Source organism: Acetobacter malorum (assembly GCF_001580615.1).
Taxonomy (GTDB): domain Bacteria; phylum Pseudomonadota; class Alphaproteobacteria; order Acetobacterales; family Acetobacteraceae; genus Acetobacter; species Acetobacter malorum.
Genome location: NZ_LHZC01000054.1, coordinates 103,147 through 122,695, shown reverse-complemented (window position 1 = coordinate 122,695; position 19,549 = coordinate 103,147). Strand labels below are relative to the sequence as shown.

Annotated in this window: 18 protein-coding genes; 15 read left to right on the top strand and 3 right to left on the bottom strand. The window is 60.7% G+C overall.

Annotated features, from left to right (window positions below; all coding sequences use genetic code 11):
* Positions 1-13: 13 nt before the first annotated feature.
* Positions 14-1,456: a ribosome biogenesis GTPase Der gene (gene der, locus AD930_RS12315; RefSeq protein WP_061506566.1), complete on the top strand. Its 1,443-nt coding sequence runs from the start codon at positions 14-16 to the stop codon at positions 1,454-1,456.
* A gap of 53 nt (positions 1,457-1,509) precedes the next feature.
* Here the strand turns inward: der and AD930_RS12310 are convergent, their stop codons facing one another.
* On the bottom strand, positions 1,510-2,853 hold the full coding sequence (locus AD930_RS12310) for a GntT/GntP/DsdX family permease (protein ID WP_061502947.1): 1,344 nt from the start codon (positions 2,851-2,853) through the stop codon (positions 1,510-1,512).
* 314 nt (positions 2,854-3,167) lie between these two features.
* On the opposite strand from AD930_RS12310, the gene AD930_RS12305 reads away from it, so the two are divergent.
* Entirely contained in the window at positions 3,168-4,565 is a 1,398-nt protein-coding gene (locus tag AD930_RS12305; RefSeq protein WP_061506471.1) for an MFS transporter, read from the top strand.
* Between the two features lie 66 nt (positions 4,566-4,631).
* Here AD930_RS12305 and AD930_RS12300 read toward each other — a convergent pair whose 3' ends face one another.
* Both AD930_RS12300 and AD930_RS12295 read right to left on the bottom strand, forming a co-directional pair.
* Positions 4,632-6,059 carry a glutamate--cysteine ligase gene (locus AD930_RS12300; protein ID WP_061506470.1) on the bottom strand — a complete coding sequence of 476 codons (1,428 nt, stop codon included), beginning with the start codon at positions 6,057-6,059 and terminating at the stop codon, positions 4,632-4,634.
* 72 nt (positions 6,060-6,131) lie between these two features.
* The gene (locus AD930_RS12295) at positions 6,132-6,890 is read right to left on the bottom strand and encodes a 16S rRNA (uracil(1498)-N(3))-methyltransferase (protein WP_061506469.1); all 759 of its coding nucleotides are present in this window, start codon (positions 6,888-6,890) and stop codon (positions 6,132-6,134) included.
* Between the two features lie 178 nt (positions 6,891-7,068).
* Here AD930_RS12295 and ubiA point away from each other — a divergent pair, with 178 nt between their 5' ends.
* The 13 genes from ubiA (at position 7,069) to trmD (ending at position 19,535) form a co-directional block, all read left to right on the top strand.
* Entirely contained in the window at positions 7,069-7,986 is a 918-nt protein-coding gene (gene ubiA / locus AD930_RS12290; RefSeq protein ID WP_061506468.1) for a 4-hydroxybenzoate octaprenyltransferase, read from the top strand.
* A gap of 174 nt (positions 7,987-8,160) precedes the next feature.
* Positions 8,161-9,117 carry an iron exporter MbfA gene (gene mbfA, locus AD930_RS12285; RefSeq protein WP_061502938.1) on the top strand — a complete coding sequence of 319 codons (957 nt, stop codon included), beginning with the start codon at positions 8,161-8,163 and terminating at the stop codon, positions 9,115-9,117.
* A gap of 204 nt (positions 9,118-9,321) precedes the next feature.
* Positions 9,322-9,912 (top strand): LolA family protein, encoded by a 591-nt coding sequence (locus tag AD930_RS12280; RefSeq protein ID WP_373320478.1) that lies wholly within the window; start codon positions 9,322-9,324, stop codon positions 9,910-9,912.
* A 104-nt stretch (positions 9,913-10,016) separates the two neighbouring features.
* Positions 10,017-11,396 (top strand): replication-associated recombination protein A, encoded by a 1,380-nt coding sequence (locus AD930_RS12275; RefSeq protein WP_061506467.1) that lies wholly within the window; start codon positions 10,017-10,019, stop codon positions 11,394-11,396.
* A 10-nt stretch (positions 11,397-11,406) separates the two neighbouring features.
* A complete protein-coding gene (locus AD930_RS12270; RefSeq protein ID WP_061491757.1) occupies positions 11,407-12,390 on the top strand; it encodes an RluA family pseudouridine synthase in 984 nt (327 codons plus the stop codon).
* A 31-nt stretch (positions 12,391-12,421) separates the two neighbouring features.
* Positions 12,422-14,602, top strand: coding sequence for an AsmA family protein (locus AD930_RS12265; protein WP_061506466.1), 2,181 nt, complete (start codon positions 12,422-12,424; stop codon positions 14,600-14,602).
* Positions 14,599-15,348, top strand: coding sequence for an ATP12 family chaperone protein (locus tag AD930_RS12260; protein ID WP_061506465.1), 750 nt, complete (start codon positions 14,599-14,601; stop codon positions 15,346-15,348). The genes AD930_RS12265 and AD930_RS12260 overlap by 4 nt, the downstream gene beginning before the upstream one ends.
* A 160-nt stretch (positions 15,349-15,508) precedes the next feature.
* Positions 15,509-15,679 carry a hypothetical protein gene (locus AD930_RS17925; RefSeq protein WP_156102490.1) on the top strand — a complete coding sequence of 57 codons (171 nt, stop codon included), beginning with the start codon at positions 15,509-15,511 and terminating at the stop codon, positions 15,677-15,679.
* A gap of 104 nt (positions 15,680-15,783) precedes the next feature.
* Entirely contained in the window at positions 15,784-16,305 is a 522-nt protein-coding gene (locus AD930_RS12255; RefSeq protein WP_061506464.1) for a Spy/CpxP family protein refolding chaperone, read from the top strand.
* Positions 16,306-16,421: 116 nt separating this feature from the next.
* Complete coding sequence (gene ffh / locus AD930_RS12250; protein WP_043550737.1) at positions 16,422-17,816, top strand: signal recognition particle protein; 1,395 nt, start codon at positions 16,422-16,424, stop codon at positions 17,814-17,816.
* 48 nt (positions 17,817-17,864) lie between these two features.
* On the top strand, positions 17,865-18,215 hold the full coding sequence (gene rpsP / locus AD930_RS12245) for a 30S ribosomal protein S16 (RefSeq protein ID WP_061491761.1): 351 nt from the start codon (positions 17,865-17,867) through the stop codon (positions 18,213-18,215).
* Positions 18,216-18,243: 28 nt separating this feature from the next.
* A complete protein-coding gene (gene rimM, locus AD930_RS12240) occupies positions 18,244-18,786 on the top strand; it encodes a ribosome maturation factor RimM (protein ID WP_061491762.1) in 543 nt (180 codons plus the stop codon).
* A complete protein-coding gene (gene trmD / locus AD930_RS12235) occupies positions 18,783-19,535 on the top strand; it encodes a tRNA (guanosine(37)-N1)-methyltransferase TrmD (protein WP_061491763.1) in 753 nt (250 codons plus the stop codon). Before rimM ends, trmD begins: the two co-directional genes overlap by 4 nt.
* Positions 19,536-19,549: the final 14 nt, after the last annotated feature.

The following is a 19,549-nucleotide window of genomic DNA, read 5'->3' as shown; positions in this document are numbered from 1 at the left end:
TCGCCGGCGGCCCATGCGGCCTGTTGCGCCTGTACCTTCTGCTGATCTCCCTCTGGTCGCCATTGTTGGCCGCCCGAATGTAGGGAAATCAACACTGTTCAACCGCCTTGTCGGTCGCCGTCAGGCGCTGGTGGCGGATACTCCCGGCGTGACGCGTGACCGTAAGGAAGGTCTGGCCCTGCTGCGCGGGCGGACCATCCGTCTGGTGGATACCGCCGGACTGGAAGAAGCGGCTCCGAGCAGCCTGTTTGGCCGTATGCGTGCTTCTTCTGAAAGTGCGGTGCGCGAGGCTGCGCTCGTCCTGTTCTGTATTGATGCGCGTGCTGGCATTACCCCCGCGGATGAGCATTTTGCGGCCTGGGTGCGTAAGCAGGGGCGTCCGGTTATGCTGGTGGCCAACAAGGCCGAAGGCCGTGGCGGTGCGGCCTCTGCAATGGAAGCCTATTCTCTGGGGCTGGGCGAACCGGTTGCGGTTTCTGCCGAGCATGGGGAAGGCCTGTCCGACCTGATGGGTGAAATTGTCGAACATCTGCCGCCGGAACCCGAAGCAGAGTTTGAAGACGACGACGATGTGTTCGAAGCTGATGCGGACGCACTGGACCCGGACGCGGAAATCGTTCTTCCTGCCCGACCGCCCGGCCCGATCCGCATTGCCATTGTAGGCCGCCCGAATGCCGGGAAATCTACCCTGCTGAACGCCCTGCTGGGTGAAGAGCGGATGATTACCGGCCCGGAACCCGGCCTGACGCGCGATTCTGTGGCGGTGACGCTGCATGATGAAGGCGATGTGTTCGAGGTTGTGGATACCGCCGGTCTGCGTCGTAAGGCGCGGATTGATGAAGCACTGGAAAAAATGTCAGTCTCAGCCTCCATTGAAGCCCTGAAAATGGCGGAAGTGGCGGTGCTGGTTCTGGACGCCACGCTGGGTGTGCATGAGCAGGATTTGCAGATTGCCCGTCTGATTGAGCGGGAAGGCCGGGCCTGTGTGCTGGCGCTGAACAAATGGGATGCGGTGGAAGACCGGAATGCCACCCGTCAGGCCATTCTGGACCGTCTGAGCATTTCTCTGGCGCAGATGCGTGGTGTGCCGGTAGTGACGTTCTCTGCGCTGACCGGTGCGTCCGTCCATCGGCTTCTGCCGGCCGTGCGTGAGGCTTGTACCGTGTGGAACGCCCGCGTGCCAACTGGTGAGCTGAACCGTTGGTTTGAGGCGGCTCTGGAACGCCATGCAGCCCCGCTGGTGGAAGGCCGCCGCCTGAAGCTGCGTTACATGACGCAGGTAAAGTCTCGCCCGCCAACGTTCGTTATTTTTGGCACCCGTGCCGAGCAGACACCGGAAGATTACAAGCGCTATCTGGTGAACGGGCTGCGTGAAACCTTTAATCTGCCGGGCGTGCCGATCCGCCTGCAAACGCGGGGTACGAAAAACCCGTATAATACGAAATCCCGGTCATAAGGCTGGCTTGCTCAAAAGGGCTTCATGGAAACATGAGGCCCTTTTCTTTTGCCTTAATGGATGACCCATGACAGAGGCAGGCAGATCAGCAGACCGAGGATGGCAATCAGCGTTTCAATCATCGTCCAGCTGCGCAGGGTCTGGGAGAGGTTCATGCCCAGATATTCCTTCATCTGCCAGAAGCCTGCATCGTTCATCAGGCTCAGGCCGACTGAGCCAGCCCCGGTAACCAGCACCAGCAGTTCGGGCGAGACAGAGTGTGAGGTTGCCAGAATAGGGCCGACAATGCCGGAGGCTGTGGTGGTGGCCACGGTGGCGGAACCGGTAGCAATGCGGACCAGCAGCGCCAGCATCCATGCCAGAACCAGCAACGGCACATGGGCTCCCAGCGCCAGATTTGTGATGGAGTGAGACAGACCGCTGTCAATCAGCTCCCGCCCAAAGCCACCGCCTGCGCCAATCAGCAGCATGATGGTGGCTGTGGGTGCCAAGCACTCGTTGCTGAAGCGAAGGATCGTCTCGCGGGATAGGCCGCTCAGGCTCCCCATCAGCCAGAAGGACATCAACGTCGCAACCAGCAGGGCGATGTCCGTGTTGCCGAGAAAATGCAGAACTCGGTAAGGCAGGGCGGTTGCAGGCCAGAGGAGTTCCGCCAGCGCGCCACCCAGCATCAGGACGACGGGCATCAGCAAAGTTGCGCAGGAGAGTGCAAAAGAGGGGAGTTTGTCGTGCTCAATCCGCCCGGTAAACTGGGCTTCCAGCGCAGTGGGGGCCAGCGGGCCAATGCGGGGCGCGATGTACCACGTGTAAACTGGCCCGGCGAGCGCTGCGATGGGCGTGCCAATCACAATCCCCCAGAACAGCGTGCGGGCTGTATTTGCATGGTAGGCGGTAATGGCCAGCAGGGTGGCAGGGTGCGGGGGCACCATGGCGTGCGTGACAGAAAGGGCTGCTGCCATAGGGAACGCCAGCACGGGTAGCGGCAGATTATTCCGGCGGGACAGGATGATGACGAGCGGGATAAGCAGCACAAACCCGACTTCAAAAAACACCGGCAGCCCGACCAGCAGGCCAATGACCATCATGGCCCAGTTCAGCCGCTTTTTTCCGGCAAGGCGGGAGATGGTCAGGGCGATCTGATCCGCACCCCCGGTTTCAGCCAGAATTTTCCCCAGCATGGTGCCAAGTGCGACAACGCCTGCCACATGCCCCAGCACATGGCCCATGCCGTTTTCAAAGGAGGCAATGGCCTGCTCGGTTGGCATGCCTGTAGCCAGAGCCAGCCCGATAGACACAACAAAGAGTGTGACGAAAGGGTTGAGGCGCGCCACGCCAATAAGGAGCATGAGCAGGACGATGGCGGCGGCTGTCAGGCCAGAGGCGAGTAAGGGCGTCATCCCCTGAGGATGGAGCGGGACGCGGCACGAATGTCAACCATTTGCTTGGGGCGTTGCCGGACTGTGTTCTGGCAGGAACCGGGGCGGTAAGCCCTAAAACCAATCAAGAAAAAGAGATTTTCTTTATTTGTAAAATAAATAAGTAATATTCCAAATGTCCGCACAATTACGTGTGCTTCTCAGACGGCCTTCTGCGTGATGACGCGCCTCTAAAGACCATGGCGGCCTGTTTGGCCTTTCCCTTTAGGGCTCAGGGTGGCACAGAAGCCCCCCGGCGCAAGACGTTACGTATCAGAAAAGGAACGATCAGGCTGATGAATGAACTTGCGCAACCAGCAGGCAGCTCTCCCCAGGCAAAAAGCACAGATGGTCTGTTTGGCCCCGCCCGGACGTGGGCCATGCTGGCAGTGTCCCTTTCCGTACTGATGGCCTTGCTGGATTACGCCATTGCCAACGTGGCGCTGCCGGATATTGCGCGGGATCTGCATGCGTCCTCCTCAGCGTCAATCTGGGTGGTAAACGCGTATCAGCTGGCCAGTCTTGTTTCTCTGCTGCCTCTGGCAGCCCTCGGGAGCAAGGTTGGTTTTTCGCGCATGTGCCAGTTCGGGATTGTCCTGTTCATTGGTTCTTCCGTGCTGTGTGCAATGGCGACAACACTCCCCGCGCTGGCCGCAGCCCGCGTGCTGCAGGGGATTGGTGGGGCCTGCATTCTGAGCGTGAATATTGCGCTGGTCCGTTACATTTATCCGCATGCGGAAATTGGCAAGGGCATTGCGCTGAATGGCGTTGTGGTGGCCATGGGGGTGGCACTTGGGCCAACGGCTGCTGCGGCTATTCTAACGGTGGCTTCCTGGCCCTGGTTGTTCTGGGTGAATTTGCCGCTGGGGGCTGCCGCCCTGTTCATGGCGTTTCGCTCTCTGCCAGCGACACCGCGTAGCACGGCACGCCCGGATATTACTGGCAGCGTGTTGTGCATGCTGGCCTTTGGTGCGCTGGTGATGGGCGGGGACGGGCTGGCGCATCAGTCCGGCATCGTGCTGTCCTGTGCTCTGATTGGTGTCGGGCTGCTCTCCGGTCTGCTGCTGATTCGGCGGGAGAGTGGGCTGCCGCAGCCTATTCTGCCGGTTGATATGTTGGCGAAACCGGATTTTGCCATTGCGTTCATGACCGGCTTTTGCGGCTTTGTCGCCTCCAATTTCTACATCATTTCCATGCCGTTTACGCTGCATGATGTGCTGGGGATGAGCCCCGCTGCGACGGGCCTGCTCATTACGCCATGGCCAATCGGCATCATGTCCGCAGCGCCATTGGTGCGGCGGCTGGCCGATACGGTGTCCGCCGGCGTGCTCTCATCTATCGGCCTGCTGATGACGGCGACAGGATTTTTCCTGCTGTGGATGATGCCTGCTCACCCCACCGCCTTTGATATCGTCTGGCGGACATGGCTGGCCGGATGTGGGTTTGGACTGTTTCAGCCACCTAATAACCGCGCCATGATGGTCTCGGCGTCCCATGCGCGGGCCGGAGGGGCCAGCGGGATGGTGCAGGTGGCGCGTCAGGCCGGACAGACGTGCGGGGCGATGGGGGTTGCGGCCTTTTTCTCTCTGTTTGTGCAGGGGGCGGCGCTCAAATGCCTGTTTATGGCCGCCTGTGTGGCGACCTTTGCGGCACTGCTGAGTTCCAGCCGGTTGCTGGCTGGTAAAAAGGCCTGAGAGAAAACAGTTAAAAAAAAGGGCTGGCACGCGGGGAGCGGCCAGCCCGAAAAAATGGAAGCGGAATCAGATCTCGCTTTCACCAAAAATGCGCGTCACATCGCCGCTCCATGCCCCGTAGTAGCGCTCCAGCCAGCGTTCGGCCTGCGTGGGGCCGCCTGCTGCCATGGCGGTCAGCGGGGCGAGGTAGGCCCATTCTTCTCGCTCATTCTCATCCACAAAGCCACGGGCCTGCAGGCCATCCATGGCAATGCCGATAACCTGGGCTGCCAGATCCCGCACGGTGCCCTGACCCCACGGCGTGTTCAGCGCCTGAGACGGCACCAGAGAGCGCAGCTTGACGTAATCTTCCCACGGGCGGTCACACACCAGCTCATAGGCGGATTCAAGTGCTGCATCATCATACAGCAGGCCAACCCACAGGGCGGACTGAGCCAGCATCATTTCTGCTGAGCCAGCATCGGCCCCGCGCATTTCCAGAAACTGCTTGAGGCGCACATCCGGGAAGGCGGTGGAGATATGGTTTTCAAAGTCGGCCAGCGTGGGGGTGACGTCTTCCAGACCATCCTGACGCTCACCGTTCATCCATGCGCGGAAAGAGCGACCAGAGACATCGCGCATCTTGCCGTCACGCATGATGAAATACATGGGCACGTCCAGCACCCATTCCGCATAGCGTTCAAAGCCGAAGTCTTTTTCAAACACGCAGGCGGGCATGCCGGAGCGGGCATTGTCCGTATCCGTCCAGATGCGGGCGCGGTTGGAAAGGTAGTTGTTCGGCTTGCCTTCAAAGAAGGGCGAGTTGGCGAACAGGGCGGTGGCTACCGGTTGCAGGGCCATGGCCACCTGCATCTTGCGGACCATATCCTGCTCGGACCCGAAATCGAGATTAACCTGCACCGTGCAGGTGCGCTGCATCATGTCCAGACCCAGCTTGCCAACTTTGGGCATGTAGTTGCGCATAATGGCGTAGCGGGATTTGGGCATCCACGGCAGCTCGTCCCGCCTGGCGGTCGGGTGGAAGCCAAGCGGGCTGAACCCCAGTCCCAGCTTGCGGGCCAGCGGGCGCACGGACTCATAATGTCTGTCCAGCTCTTCCGCTGTTTCATGCAGCGTTTGCAGGGGGGCGCCGGAGAGCTCGAACTGCCCGGCGGGCTCCAGAGAAATGCCAGCGCCTTTGGCCTCTTCAATACCCTTCAGGCCGATAATCTTGCCTTCATCCAGAATGGGCTCCCAGTCATCGGGCTCCACTTCCTGAAGGCCATTCAGCAGGTCTTCAATCCCGGCGGGGCTGTAAGGCGGCGTAGAATAAGCCGGACGGCCAGCCTGCGGGCTGGACCCGTTGGAGGCAGCTTCCGGCCGCACCCAGCCAAATTTTTCGTGCTCTGTGCCAATGCGCCATGAGTCGCGGGGCTTACACCCTTTGGCAAAAACCTCAGCCAGCTGAGAAACTGAGCGAACGGGTGTGTCGTCGTGGGCATCGGCGTGAGACATTAGAAATCACTGTTCCTTGAAAGACAGCCCGGCAGCAGAAGGCGGGCCAGAACGAAGGTGAAGGTATTCTGACTAATCCTGAGCGGAGCGCAAGCCGTCGCCCATAAGTGCTAGTCCTGCGGCAACGGCTGTATCAGCCCGCAAAACCAGCGGCCCCAGAGAAATAGGGGTAATGGCAGGACGCGCAAGAAGAGTGCGGCATTCCGTATCGGAAAAGCCGCCTTCCGGGCCAATGAGCAGACCATCACCCGCACGCGCATCCCGCAGGGTGTGGCGGACGGAAACACCCCTGTCCTCAGCCCGTTCCATGGCCGTAAACAGGCGCGCATCCTCAGGCCATGCGCCCAGAAGGCTGGCGAGAGGGCAGGGCTCGGCAATGGTCGGGATATCCAGCCGCTCACACTGTTCGGACGCCTCGACGGCGATGGTTGCCAGCCGTTCCGGGTTGGTGCGGTGGGTATTGGTGCGTTCGGTAATAATAGGTAGGAAGCGCGTAACCCCCAGCTCCGTGCCCATACGCAGGACCATATCGGTCGCATCGCGCTTGAGCAGTGCGAAGGCCAGAACAAGGTCTGGTTGCGGACATGGGGCGCGCAGGCGCTCCGTGAGTGTCAGACTCCCGCGATCCTTGCGAATTTCGCCCAGACTGGCCAGCCATTCGCCCATCCCGGCATTGAAGACGCGGACAGAATCCCCCGCCTTTTTGCGCATGACCGTGCCCAGATAGCGCGCCTGTGCCGGGCTGAGCAGGCAGGACGTGCCGACTTCCGCCGGACCACCTGCGGCGTCCTGCGGCACAAAAAGACGGGGAAGATGCTCGGGCGAACTCATGGCATTCAGCTATCAGGCAGGTTGCAACGGGAAGGGGAGGCACGGTCCGGCGGATCGTTCTCACAAAGATATGGTTGTTTAGGCGGTAATGCCGTTCTGCGCAAAGAGGTTCATGCCAGAGGGGAATTTATGGCATACCCCCGGCACTGCTGTGTTTGGTTAAAGGACCGCCTGTATCGTGTCAGCTTCTTCCGGTCATACCGACATCCGGGTGACGGGCTGGATTGCCCGCCTGCCTCCGGCCCTGCGCCCTTATGCCCTGCTGGCGCGGCTGGACCGGCCTATTGGTACATGGCTGCTGTTTTTGCCCGGCATATGGGGGATTCTGCTGCCACAGGGTGTGCCAGCTGCGGAGCGGGTGCGCCTGATTGTGCTGTTTGGCATTGGCAGTCTTGTCATGCGGGCTGCGGGCTGCGTGGTGAATGACATGTGGGACCGCGATATTGACCGGCAGGTCGCCCGCACGGCTGGCCGCCCGCTGGCCTCCGGTGCTCTGCGGATGCGGCATGCAGTGCTGTTTCTGGCCATTCTGCTGGCGATTGGTCTGTCAATTCTGCTGCAACTGAATGGCCTTTCTCAGATTCTGGGGGCGTCCTCGCTGGTGCTGGTGGCGCTGTATCCGCTGGCCAAGCGGTTTACGTGGTGGCCGCAACTGGTCATGGGCTTTACCTTCGGGTTTGGCGCACCTCTGGGGTATGCGGCGGCGGCCGGCCATCTCTCCCTCGCGCAGCTTGCGCTTTATGCGGCAACCATCGTCTGGCAACTGGGGTTTGATACCATCTATGGCTTTCAGGACATGGAAGATGATGCCCGTATTGGCGTGAAATCCACCTCACGCCTCATGGCTGGGCGGGCAAAGGCCTTTATTGGCACCTGTTACGCGCTGATGGTGGTGTTGCTGGCGGGGGCCGCCCTGCTTGCTGGTGTGGGGCTTCTGTTTTGGCCGGTCCTGTTGCTGCCGGTGTTCCTGCTGTGGCGGCAGGTTGTGGGGGTCAATCCGGCTGATCCGGCTTTGTGTCTGGCTCAGTTCCGCGCCAACCGGGAAATCGGCTTTGCGGTGGCGCTGGCGCTGCTGGTAGGTTTGGTTGTCTTTTAAAGAGGTCACTCTTTTTCTGTCGGGACAGTAATGATGTGGGTAGGGTCAGGTTATGATCCTGCCCTTATCTGTTTTTGTAGAAAAATCCACGGCACAGTTGCTCTGAAAATGCGAAATATTCTCATTATGTAAGAATAAATTGAGACTTATCCTGAAAATGTATATGCAGGGCAGATGCGTAAATTTACTGCCCTGACCGAACAGGAAATTCTTGCTCTGGCCATTTCCAATGAGGAAGAGGACGGTCGCATCTATGCGGACTTTTCCTATGCCTTGCAGGAAAACTACCCCGATACCGCGAAAATCTTTGCGGATATGGTGCGTGAGGAAGATGACCACAGGCGGCATCTGATTGATGTCTATGTCCGGCGTTTTGGAGATCATATTCCTCTGATTCGCCGTCAGGATATCGCCGGGTTCATGCCGCGTAAGCCCGCCTGGCAAATTCAGGGGCAGGGTATCGAGGTTGTGCGGCGCTATGCGGAAGACATGGAGCGGGACGCTGCCCGCTTTTACCGGCAGGCCGCCCTCCGCACCAATGATGCCGAAACCCGGAAACTGCTGGGGGATCTTGCTACAGCGGAAGACCAGCATGGCCGGGCCGCCAGCGATATGGCCTCCCGCCATCTGACGGATGACAAGCGGGACGATGAAGACGAGAACGCCCGGCGGCGTTTTGTGCTCCAGATTGTCCAGCCCGGTCTGGTCGGGTTGATGGATGGCTCCGTCTCCACGCTCGCCCCGGTATTTGCCGCAGCTTTTGCCACGCATGATCCGCACAGCGCGTTTCTGGTCGGGCTGGCAGCCTCGTTAGGGGCCGGGATTTCCATGGGGTTTGCGGAAGCGCTTTCGGATGATGGCGCGTTGTCCGGGCGCGGCAAGCCGCTCATCCGCGGGCTGGTGTGCGGGGCCATGACCATGGCCGGTGGTATTGGCCACACCCTGCCGTTCCTGATTGAGTCCTTCAGTGCGGCCATGACAGTGGCCATTGCCGTGGTGGTGATTGAACTGTTCCTGATCTCATGGATCCGCTGGCGGTATCAGGACACCCCCTTTGGTTCGGCCATTGTGCAGATTGTGTTTGGCGGGGCGCTGGTTTTTCTGGCCGGGGTGCTGATCGGCAGTTCCTGAACACGCACCTCTGTTATCCCGCTGCGGCAGGTGGCATACTGCGCGTGCCATAATAAAGGCCCGGGCAAGGTGTTTGCTGGCGGCTTGTGGTCACCAATGGGAATGACAGCGCGTATGACATCACGTTCCGGCAAATTTTCAGCCCTCTGTCTGGCTCTTTCTGTGGGGGGCGGTGTGAGCGCTCTGGCTCCTGTCGCGCCTGCCATGGCGCAGGAGGCGGCTCAGGCAGCTCCGTCGGCCGACGCACCGCAGGGCATCACGCTTTCCGCGTCCGACAAGGTCTGGTTGGGGAAGATTGAAAAGGCGCTCAACAGCGTCACCACTTTTCAGGCGCATATGCAGCAGCTGGATGCGGACGGAAAACGCACAACCGGTGTTGTGCTGATGCAGCGCCCCGGCCAGATGCGGCTGGCGTATGACCCGCCAACGCCGCTGTTGCTGGTAGCTAATCAGGGCAAGGTGGTGTTCCGCGATAACCAGCTTGATCAGACAACCGTTATCCCCATGGAGCGCACACCGCTGGGCCTCTTGCTGCGGCAGCATGTCAGTCTGGCGAATGATGTCACCATTACCGGCTTCCAGCATGAAGGCGGGCTGGTGCAGGTAACAGTCGTGCGCACCTCTTCCCCCGGAGATGGCAGCCTGACGCTGGTGTTTTATGATAACCCGGTGGCGCTGCGCTCATGGAGCGTGGTGGATGCACAGGGGCGCGAGACGCGCGTGACTCTGTTTGATGTGAAGAGCGGGATTAGCATTCCTGCGGGCACCTTCACGCTGCCTGCACAGCCTGAATAAAACGCCGCAGGCGGGGTGGCCGGACTTTCTTCTGAGCGCAGAGGTGGAAAAACAGGCAGCGCAGCCCGATATCAGGGGTGAGTATTTCTTCAGGACAGGCAGGTATGGCGGCACGGCGCACAACACCTTCGGACATGGCTCCGGGTGCGGATCTTTTTGGCAATCAGGCTCCGCCACTGGACCGTGATTCGTCCGCTGCGCATCCGGGTCGCCCTGCGCCTAATCAGCCTCTGGCGGACCGGTTGCGGCCAAACCGGCTGGAAGATGTGGTCGGGCAGGGGCATCTGCTAGGGCCGGATGGCACGCTGACGCGGATGCTGGAGCGGGGGTCTCTGGCCAGCCTGATTCTCTGGGGTGGCCCCGGTGTGGGGAAAACGACCATTGCCCGCCTGCTGGCACAGGCGGCAGGACTGCGGTTTGTCCAGCTTTCCGCTGTGTTTTCCGGTGTTGCGGACCTGAAGAAAGCCTTTGAAAACGCTCGCAGGCAGGCAGAAGCCGGTGGTGGCACGCTGTTGTTTGTGGATGAAATTCATCGCTTCAACCGTGCCCAGCAGGATGGCTTCCTGCCTGTGGTGGAAGACGGCACGATTGTGCTGGTTGGGGCAACAACGGAAAATCCGTCCTTCGCGCTCAATTCGGCTTTGCTGTCCCGCTGTCAGGTGATGGTGCTGAACCGGCTGGATGACCCGGCGGAAGAAGCCCTGCTGGCGCGGGCTGAGGAAGAAACCGGGCGACCTCTGCCGCTAACGGAAGAAGGTCGGGGCACCCTCCGCGCCATGGCGGATGGTGATGGCCGTTATCTGCTGAACATGGTGGAGCAGCTTCTCAGCCTGAAAACGGATGCGCCGCTGGATGCACAGGCTCTTGCCCGTCTGCTGGCCAAACGCGCCGTGTTGTATGACCGGGACCGGGAAGAGCATTACAACCTGATTTCCGCCCTGCATAAATCCATGCGCGGGTCGGACCCGGATGCCGCCCTCTACTGGTTCGCCCGGATGCTGGAAGGCGGGGAAGACCCGCGTTACCTCGCGCGCCGCATGACGCGCTTTGCGGCGGAAGATGTTGGGATGGCCGACCCGCAGGCGCTCCCGCTGGCCATTGCCGCGTGGGAAACCTATGAGCGTCTTGGCTCACCGGAGGGAGAACTGGCTCTGGCGCAGCTTGTGGTGCATCTGGCCACGGCACCCAAATCCAATGGTGTTTATAAAGCCTATGGTGCGGCGCGCCGTGCCGCAAAGGCCACCGGCAGCCTGATGCCGCCCGCGCATATTCTGAACGCGCCGACCAAGCTGATGCAGGAAATCGGCTATGGAAAGGGCTATCAGTATGACCATGATACGGACGAAGGCTTCTCCGGGCAGAATTATTTTCCCGATGAGATGAAGCGCCAGACCTTCTATAATCCGACCGGAAAAGGCTTTGAGCGGGAGATCCGCCACCGTCTGGAAACATGGGCCCGCTTGCGGGATCGGCGTCAGTCGTGAATATCGTCGCATGAGTGTTGTGATTCTGACTGTCAGCGAGGACGAGGCGGATATTCGCCTTGATCGCTATTTTCGTCGCCATTACCCGCATCTGACGCAGGGAGCGCTGCAAAAGCTGTGCCGTACCGGCCAGATTCGGGTGGATGGCAAACGCGTTGAGGCGTCTACCCGCCTGCAGCCGGGCCAGTCCGTGCGCGTGCCGCCCATCCCCATGGCGGCCCGACCGGCAAAGGATGCGCCGCGCCCGCTGGATGAGCGGCTGGTGCGTGAGATTAAGGGCATGGTGCTGTATCAGGACAAGCAGGTGATTGTTCTGAACAAACCCGCTGGCCTGCCGGTGCAGGGTGGCCCCGGCATTACCAAGCATGTGGATATGATGCTGGATGGCCTGCGGGCCGAGCCGGATGATCCGCGCCCGCGTCTGGTGCATCGGATTGACCGGGATACATCCGGTCTGCTGCTGCTGGCCCGCACCCCCGGTGTGGCCGCTAAGCTGGCGGAAGCCTTCCGTGGACGGGATGTGAAAAAGACCTACTGGGCTGTTGTAGTGGGCCGTCCTGACCCGATGTCAGGCGAGATTGATCAGCCTCTGGCGCGCCTCGGCGTGGGCGCCAATGCCATCATGGTGGCAGCGGACCGCAAGGACCCGGACGGCCAGTATGCCCGCACGACCTATGAGGTTGTGGATTCGGCTGCGCGCAAATTCTCATGGCTGGCGCTGTCTCCGCTCACGGGGCGGACGCATCAGCTGCGCGTGCATTGTGAATCGCTCGGCACCCCCATTCTGGGTGACCCGAAATATGGTGGAGCCACTGCACACGTAGATGGTTTTACGGACCAGCTGCATCTGCATGCCCGGCAACTGGATATGCCACACCCGGCAGGGGGGCGGCTGACTGTGACTGCCGAACTCCCGCCGCATATGCGTGAGACCTTCCGTGCTCTGGGGTTTGCGCCGGGGGCTACGCCCAAACCGTCTCGTCGCGGCGGATAACAGCGACTTCCGGGATACAGGAGGAAAGCCAATGCGGCTGAAATGGAAGATCGGTCTGGTAGCCGGGGCTGCTGTGCTGCTGGTCGGCGGGGGCAGCGTTGTCTCCGCCATGCAGGATGCAAACTGGCTGCGGGTGCGGCTGGTGGCGGCTGTGGAAGAACAGACAGGCCGCCATCTGACGGTTGACCAGCTGCATGTGTGGCTCCTGCCGTTCCCGTGGGTGGAAGCCCGTGGCGTGCATCTTTCCGGTGTGGAAGAGGCGGACGCCGCAGAAAGCGGGCAGCCCGCGCCGAATATGGTGGATGCGGGGGAAGTCCGCGCGCGCCTCGGGCTGCTGCCGCTGTTCCAGCATCGCATTGTGTTTAATGATGTCAGCATCATTCAGCCCCGCGTCTCTCTGCGCCGTCTGCCGGATGGCCGGGCGGACTGGATCTTCACGCCGCCTGTGCGCCCTGACACCGGAGGGGGCAGCCCGTCTTCCGGCAAGATGCACTGGGATGTCAGTGTCTCCACTGTGCGTATTTCCAAGGCGGATGTTCGCTGGGATGATCAGATTCGGCACAAAACCGGCCAGATCGGCTTTGGGCATATTCAGGTCAAGGGTCTGGACGGGGCCACACCCAGCTTTGACGTGCAGGGCGAGAAAGGCAAAGGCCAGTTTGTCCTGACCGGTCAGACAGGCCGCCTGTTGCCGGTGCGCGCCAAAGACTTCCCTGTGCAGTTCAAGCTCGCTCTGACGATTGCCGGTCACCCCGCCGGGCTGGCGCATCTGGATGGCACGGTAACGGACCCGGATGGCGCGCGCGCTTACGCGTTGCAGGTCGGGGGTTCGCTGGGGCAGTTGCGGGATCTGGAGCAGTTTTTCCCGCGGGCTGATTTGCCGGACGGACAAAATATTTCCGTCGATGCGCAGATTGCCGGTGCCGGGCAGCAGCCGGTGGCGCAGGGGCTGCATGTGCATACAGGGCAGGTTGAGCTTGGCCGGTTTGTGCCCGGCAGCAAGCTGAGCCGCGCCATGCTGGACGCCACAAAACCTGATGAGCCTCTGGCTGTGCAAATTGATGGCCAGCTTGGGGCGCAGGCCCTGGGGCTGCGCGGCACGCTCGGTACACTGGCGCAGATGACGGCCCTCGCACTGGCTCCGGAAAAAACGGAAACGCCGGTGGATCTGAGCCTTGTCGATGGGGCGTCCAATCTGAAACTGGCGGGAACGCTGGGCGGTGGGCATTCCTCCGTGGACGTGCATGGCGTGCTGGACCAGCTCGCCCCCGGTGGCACCTTCCCGACGGCTGAAAGCGTCAAGGTGGATGGGCATGTGGAAACAGCCTCCACGCTGGCGCTGGTCAAAAAGCATGCGCCGCAAGATGTGGTGCGTGGCCTGACGCTGAACGCCAATGTGGAAACGCCGCATGTGGCCTGGCGTGACCTCACATGGACGCAGCTCACCAGCCACGTTGTGGTGCAGGGTGGGCGACTGGTGGCGGACCCTGTGCAGGCTGAAGGGTCCGGCACGGCGCAGTCTGCCCGGTTTGTTTATGATGCGTCTGGCAATGTCCCGGCTTACGAAATTGCGATGCATCCGGTTGTGCTGCCCGTGGCTGCCGTGCAGGGCTGGATGGGCGCGCCCTCTCTGATGCAGGGGCCGCTGATGCTTGTCGGCACCGTCAGCATGCAGGGCGATGATGATGAAACCCGCCGGCGTACGCTGGCCGGGCATATTGGCGCGTCTGTTGTGGATGGGTCCATTGGGGGTGCCGCGCTGCGTAATTTGCTTGGGCCGGATATTCCGCTGAAAGGCAAAATGCCCGTGCGGTGTTTTGGCACGCACATGCAGATTTCTGATGGCGCTGCGCAGATTGATCTGCTGGCCATGGAAACGCCATTCCTCTCCCTGCATGGTCACGGCACGGTTGGTCTGGGGACGCATGCGCTGGACCTGCATCTTTCGCCGCGCGTGTTACTGGGCGGGGCATCAGCCGCGTCTGACCTGCGGGTGACGGGCACCTTTGCGGCTCCTGTGCCCAAAATGGAGCCGTCTTACGGCGGGCGCTATGGCCTGAATATCGGCGGCGATGATGGCGGGAATGATAATTGCCCCACGTTGCTCTCTGCCGCGCGGGAAGGGGGTGCTGGTCCTGCACCGTCTGCCCCCAAAGCAGGAAAAGACGGAAAGGTGATGAACATGCTGCGCGGACTGGGGCTGTTTAAATGAGCGATCTGGAAAAAAAACCAGCCCCGGCCGGCGCGCGTAAACGGTTCTGGAAACAGGCGACGGTTGTGCCGGAGCAGGAAGGCTTTGCCGTGCAGCTGGATGGCAGGCCGGTCCGGCTGCCGGAAAAGACCATGCTCTCTGTCTCCTCCCGCGCTCTGGCTGATGCGCTGGCTGCGGAATGGCAGGCGGCTGGCCTGACTGTGGGCGGGCATTTCCGCCCGGAAGATCTGCCGCTGACCCGCATTGCGGGTTCCATGCTGGAGCGTATTCCCGGTGCACGGACGGGCGTGATTGATAGCCTGCTGGCGTACGCGGGCAGTGACCTGCTGTGTTACCGCGAGGCCGGAAATTCCAGACTGGCACGGCGGCAGCGTGAACTGTGGAACCCCTGGCTGGACTGGTGTCAGGACATATTCGGCATGGAACTGTGCACGACGGAAGGGGTGATGCCGATCACTCAGCCGGCTTCCACCATGAAAACCCTGCGCGCCCTGCTCGAGTCTCTTTCCGATGCGGAGCTTGCGGTGCTGGGTGTGGCCGTGCCTGCGCTGGGTAGCCTGTATCTGGGGCTGGTTCTGGTCAAAGGGCAGGGCACGCCGGAAGAGCTGGTAGCGTGTGCCACGCTGGATGAGCGCGAGCAGATGGCGATCTGGGGCGAGGATACGGACGTGACGGACCGCATTGCTACGCGGCTGCGCGATGTGACGGATGCAGCTCATTTTTTAGAGCTTTTGCATAAGGACTGAGCCTGTTTGCTACACGGGGCCGTGTTTTGTGTGTTGATCGACACTGACATGCCATGAATTTGCCCCGGTCTGCTTCCAGACATGACGTTACAGACTGATGAACGAGCGCGTTCTCTCAGCCTGAAAAAGAAGGTCATGTCACCGGATGAGGAGCATTCAGATGCGATATGAATCCAAAGGTGGAGAACCTCGGCGTCAGGTTCTGTCTGGTCCCGGTTCACGGGCACGGTTGCAGGGGCGTGTTGCCCATGCTGTTGCGACCTGTGCCATGGGATCATGGTTTTTGCTGGGACTGATTCCGGTTCTGGTCATCATCTATTCCATGAGCTGAGACAAAAGCTCCCTGATGACACTGTGGTGACGCACCTTGCGTGTGCAGAAATGATCGCCAAGTATCTCTCAGGACATAGAATTTTTCAGGAGTTGTAAAAGCCCATGAATTACAGAAACGGTTTCCTTGCCGCAGCAGCGGTTATTGGCCTGTCTGTTGCAGCTCTGCCTGCCCACGCCCACCCCGGTAAGGGTGGTGGCTTCCCGCCGCCGGGCGGTCCCGGTGCCTGCATGCCGGGTGGCCATGGTGGCGGCATGAGTATGCTGGAAGGGCTGGACCTGACGAAGCAGCAGCGCAAGAAGATCGACACCATCCTGCGTGAAGCCCACGATCAGGACCATGCGGACGATATGCGCGATGAATCCTCCAAAATTCATCAGCAGATTCAGGATATCCTGACGACGCCGGGCCCGGTTGACAAAGACAAGATAGCGACTCTGCAGCAGCAGCAGGCAACTCTGCGTGCGCAGGCTGAGGCGCGCCATCTGGAAGTTGCGTCCCGCATCCATGATGTGCTGACGGCCGACCAGCTGGCTCAGGTCAAGGCACGTCAGACTAAAATCCATGATCTGATGGAACAGCTGCGCGAAGTTGAGCACCCGGCCCCGCCGGCGTCTGACAAGTAAAAAACAGACGTTTCTTGACTCGGTGAGAGTGGGGTTGTAACTCCCTCTCACAAATCAGGACCGCCACTCCGCGAGTGTTCGCGCAGTGGCGCGTCTCCTTTTGGGGTATTACGCTTTTGTTCGAGGCTCTTTCAGGCAGGCTTTCCGGGGTTTTTGATGGACTCGCCAAACGTGGCGCGCTGTCAGAAGCCGATGTTATGGAGGCAATGCGCGAAGTTCGTCTGGCTATGCTGGATGCAGACGTCGCGCTGCCTGTGGTCAAGGACTTCGTTAACAAGGTTAAGGAACGCGCCGTGGGTGCGGAGGTGCTGGAAAGCATTTCCCCCGGTCAGGCCGTTGCGAAGATTGTTAACGATGCGCTGATTGATGCCCTTGGTGGGGCGGGCGCTGTTCCGCTCAACCTGAACGCCACGCCGCCTGTGCCCGTCCTGATGGTGGGTTTGCAGGGGTCTGGTAAAACCACGACTTCCGGCAAGATCGCCCTGCGCCTCTCTACGCGTGAGCGGAAGAAGGTGCTGCTGGCGTCTCTGGATACCCAGCGCCCGGCAGCCCAGTTGCAGCTGGCGCAGCTGGCCGAGCAGGCGCATGTCGCCTCTCTGCCGATCGTAGCAGGCCAGACCCCGGTTGAAATCGCACAGCGTGCGATGGATGTAGGTCGGCGCGAAGGCTACGACGTTGTTATTCTCGATACAGCAGGCCGTCTGTCTATTGACGAAGCGTTGATGGAAGAGGTCCGGCAGGTTCGTGCCGTGACCCAGCCTGCTGAAACTCTGCTGGTTGTGGATGCCATGACCGGGCAGGACGCCGTGAACACGGCCAAGGCGTTTAATGACGCCGTGGGCGTGACCGGCGTGGTGATGACCCGTATGGACGGTGATGCCCGCGGTGGCGCGGCCCTGTCCATGAAGGCCATTACCGGCGCACCCATCAAGCTGACCGGTTCCGGTGAAAAGCTGGATGCGCTGGAAGAATTCCACCCCGAGCGTGTTGCTGGCCGTATTCTGGGCCTGGGCGATATTGCCGGGCTGGTGGAAAAAGCGGCTGATACCCTTGATCATGAAGAAGGGGAACGGCTGGCCAAGAAGATGATGGCCGGCAAGTTCGATCTTGATGATTATGCATCGCAGATCAAACAGATCAGCAAGCTGGGGTCTATTTCCGGAATTGTCGGCATGCTGCCGGGTATGGGGAAAATCAAGGAAGCCATTGGCGACAAGGACCTTGATACCTCTATCCTGAAGACGCATCTGGCCATTATTTCTTCCATGACCAAGGGCGAGCGCAAAGCGCCGGCCGTTATCAAGGCTTCCCGCAAAAAGCGGATCGCAGCCGGGTCAGGGACGAGTGTTCAGGAGGTCAACAAGCTGCTCAAGCAGTTTGATATGATGTCCTCGATGATGAAGCGCTTTAACAAGCTGGGCGTGAAAGGTCTCATGCGCCAGGGAATGTCCGCGCTCATGCCTAAAGGAATGGGTGGAGGGCCGCCGGGTGGCGGTTCTCCCTTCCGCTGAAGCGGCCTGTTTCTATCCGAAGTTTTTCAGGGTTTTGGAGAAGTCTGAATGAGTCTTAAAATTCGTCTTGCCCGCGCAGGGGCCAAGAAGCGTCCTTACTACCACATCGTGGTGGCTGATAGCCGTTCCCCGCGTGATGGCCGCTTTATTGAAAAAGTAGGGTCTTACAACCCGATGCTGCCGTCCGACCATGCAGAACGCGTGCGTCTGGTTGATGAGCGCATCACGCACTGGCTGTCTCAGGGTGCGCAGGCAACCGACCGTGTTGCTCGCTTCCTGGGTAACGCTGGTCTGGCTCCCAAGCCCGCTTACAACGAGCAGCCCAAGAAATCTGCTCCGAAGAAGAAAGCCCAGGAACGCGCAAAAGCCGCTGCTGCAGCTGCTGAAGCCGCAGCCTGAGGCCAGAGCGAGCTAAGCTGACCCGATCATGCGCGCAGACCTTATCCAGATAGGCGTTGTTGGCAGACCGCATGGTGTGCGTGGGCTTGTGCATGTGCACAGCTACGCTGCCGATGCGGCCGCGCTGGAAGCCTATAAGGTTCTGGTGGATGAAAAGGGGCGGGAATGGTCTCTGCGCTGGCGCGGGGCGGACGGTGTGGCAGAACTGCGCGATGCGCAGGGCAAGCCCCTAGCCGACCGGACCGCAGCGCAGGCGCTGGTCAATACCCGTCTTTTTGTGCCGCGTGATGTGCTGCCCGAGCCTGAAGAAGAAGAATTCTACCATGCTGATCTGATTGGCATGGAGGCGCGGGAAGGCGACTGCTCTTTGGGGCAGGTTGTCATGGTGCATGATTACGGGGGTGGCGCCAGTCTGGAGCTGACCGGTGGCGTGCTTGTTCCGTTCACACGCGCCTGCGTGCCGGAGATTGATCTGAAGGGGCGGGTGGTCACCATCGTGCGCCCTGTTGAGGTCTCTGGTGAGGAAGGGCGTGGTGTGGGAACGGCCAAAGCGGCGGGGCCTGCGGCATGAGCTGGCAGGCAACGGTGCTGACGTTGTTCCCGGAGATGTTTCCCGGTCCGCTGGGATTGTCTCTGGCAGGACGTGCGCTGGAAAACGGTGTGTGGTCCTGTGCTGCGGAGGACCTGCGTGAGCAGGGTCTGGGCCGGCATCGGGCGGTGGATGATTCCCCGTTTGGTGGTGGCGCAGGCATGGTAATCCGCCCCGACGTGGTGGATGCCGCTCTGGCTGCCACACAGGCTCCGGTGGATGTGCCGCGGGTGTTTTTAACACCACGTGGCCGGCCACTACGCCAGCAGGACGTGCAGCGTTACGCACAGGGGCCGGGCCTCGTGCTGCTGTGTGGCCGGTTTGAAGGGGTGGACGAGCGGGTTCTTGAAAGCCGGAAAATCGAACAGATCTCCATAGGGGATTATGTTCTGTCCGGTGGAGAGACCGCCGCCCTTGTGCTGCTGGATGCCTGCGTCCGACTGCTGCCCGGCGTGATGGGGTGTGAGGAAAGCGGGGTTGAGGAAAGTTTTTCCGAAGGCCTGCTGGAATATCCTCACTATACCCGTCCTGCTGTATGGGAAGGTCAAAACGTGCCTGAAGTCCTGCTGTCAGGAAACCACGCGGCAATTGCTGCGTGGCGCCAGAAGCAGGCGGAAGAAATCACGCGGGAAAGACGGCCGGACCTGTGGTCTGCCTGGCTGGCTCGCAGGGAGAGAAACGGGACTGCTGCTACCGGAAAAAACGGGCAGACAGACCCAACAGGGGTTTGAGGAAGGATACCGAA

What these genes read in the sequence shown, in the direction of transcription:
- der (WP_061506566.1), top strand. Translation starts at nt 14, where the DNA reads ATGCGGCCTGTTGCGCCTGTACCTTCTGCTGATCTCCCTCTGGTCGCC.
- AD930_RS12310 (WP_061502947.1), bottom strand. Translation starts at nt 2,853, where the DNA reads ATGACGCCCTTACTCGCCTCTGGCCTGACAGCCGCCGCCATCGTCCTG.
- AD930_RS12305 (WP_061506471.1), top strand. Translation starts at nt 3,168, where the DNA reads ATGAATGAACTTGCGCAACCAGCAGGCAGCTCTCCCCAGGCAAAAAGC.
- AD930_RS12300 (WP_061506470.1), bottom strand. Translation starts at nt 6,059, where the DNA reads ATGTCTCACGCCGATGCCCACGACGACACACCCGTTCGCTCAGTTTCT.
- AD930_RS12295 (WP_061506469.1), bottom strand. Translation starts at nt 6,890, where the DNA reads ATGAGTTCGCCCGAGCATCTTCCCCGTCTTTTTGTGCCGCAGGACGCC.
- mbfA (WP_061502938.1), top strand. Translation starts at nt 8,161, where the DNA reads ATGCGTAAATTTACTGCCCTGACCGAACAGGAAATTCTTGCTCTGGCC.
- AD930_RS12280 (WP_373320478.1), top strand. Translation starts at nt 9,322, where the DNA reads ATGGCGCAGGAGGCGGCTCAGGCAGCTCCGTCGGCCGACGCACCGCAG.
- AD930_RS12275 (WP_061506467.1), top strand. Translation starts at nt 10,017, where the DNA reads ATGGCGGCACGGCGCACAACACCTTCGGACATGGCTCCGGGTGCGGAT.
- AD930_RS12270 (WP_061491757.1), top strand. Translation starts at nt 11,407, where the DNA reads ATGAGTGTTGTGATTCTGACTGTCAGCGAGGACGAGGCGGATATTCGC.
- AD930_RS12265 (WP_061506466.1), top strand. Translation starts at nt 12,422, where the DNA reads ATGCGGCTGAAATGGAAGATCGGTCTGGTAGCCGGGGCTGCTGTGCTG.
- AD930_RS12260 (WP_061506465.1), top strand. Translation starts at nt 14,599, where the DNA reads ATGAGCGATCTGGAAAAAAAACCAGCCCCGGCCGGCGCGCGTAAACGG.
- AD930_RS17925 (WP_156102490.1), top strand. Translation starts at nt 15,509, where the DNA reads ATGCGATATGAATCCAAAGGTGGAGAACCTCGGCGTCAGGTTCTGTCT.
- AD930_RS12255 (WP_061506464.1), top strand. Translation starts at nt 15,784, where the DNA reads ATGAATTACAGAAACGGTTTCCTTGCCGCAGCAGCGGTTATTGGCCTG.
- rpsP (WP_061491761.1), top strand. Translation starts at nt 17,865, where the DNA reads ATGAGTCTTAAAATTCGTCTTGCCCGCGCAGGGGCCAAGAAGCGTCCT.
- rimM (WP_061491762.1), top strand. Translation starts at nt 18,244, where the DNA reads ATGCGCGCAGACCTTATCCAGATAGGCGTTGTTGGCAGACCGCATGGT.
- trmD (WP_061491763.1), top strand. Translation starts at nt 18,783, where the DNA reads ATGAGCTGGCAGGCAACGGTGCTGACGTTGTTCCCGGAGATGTTTCCC.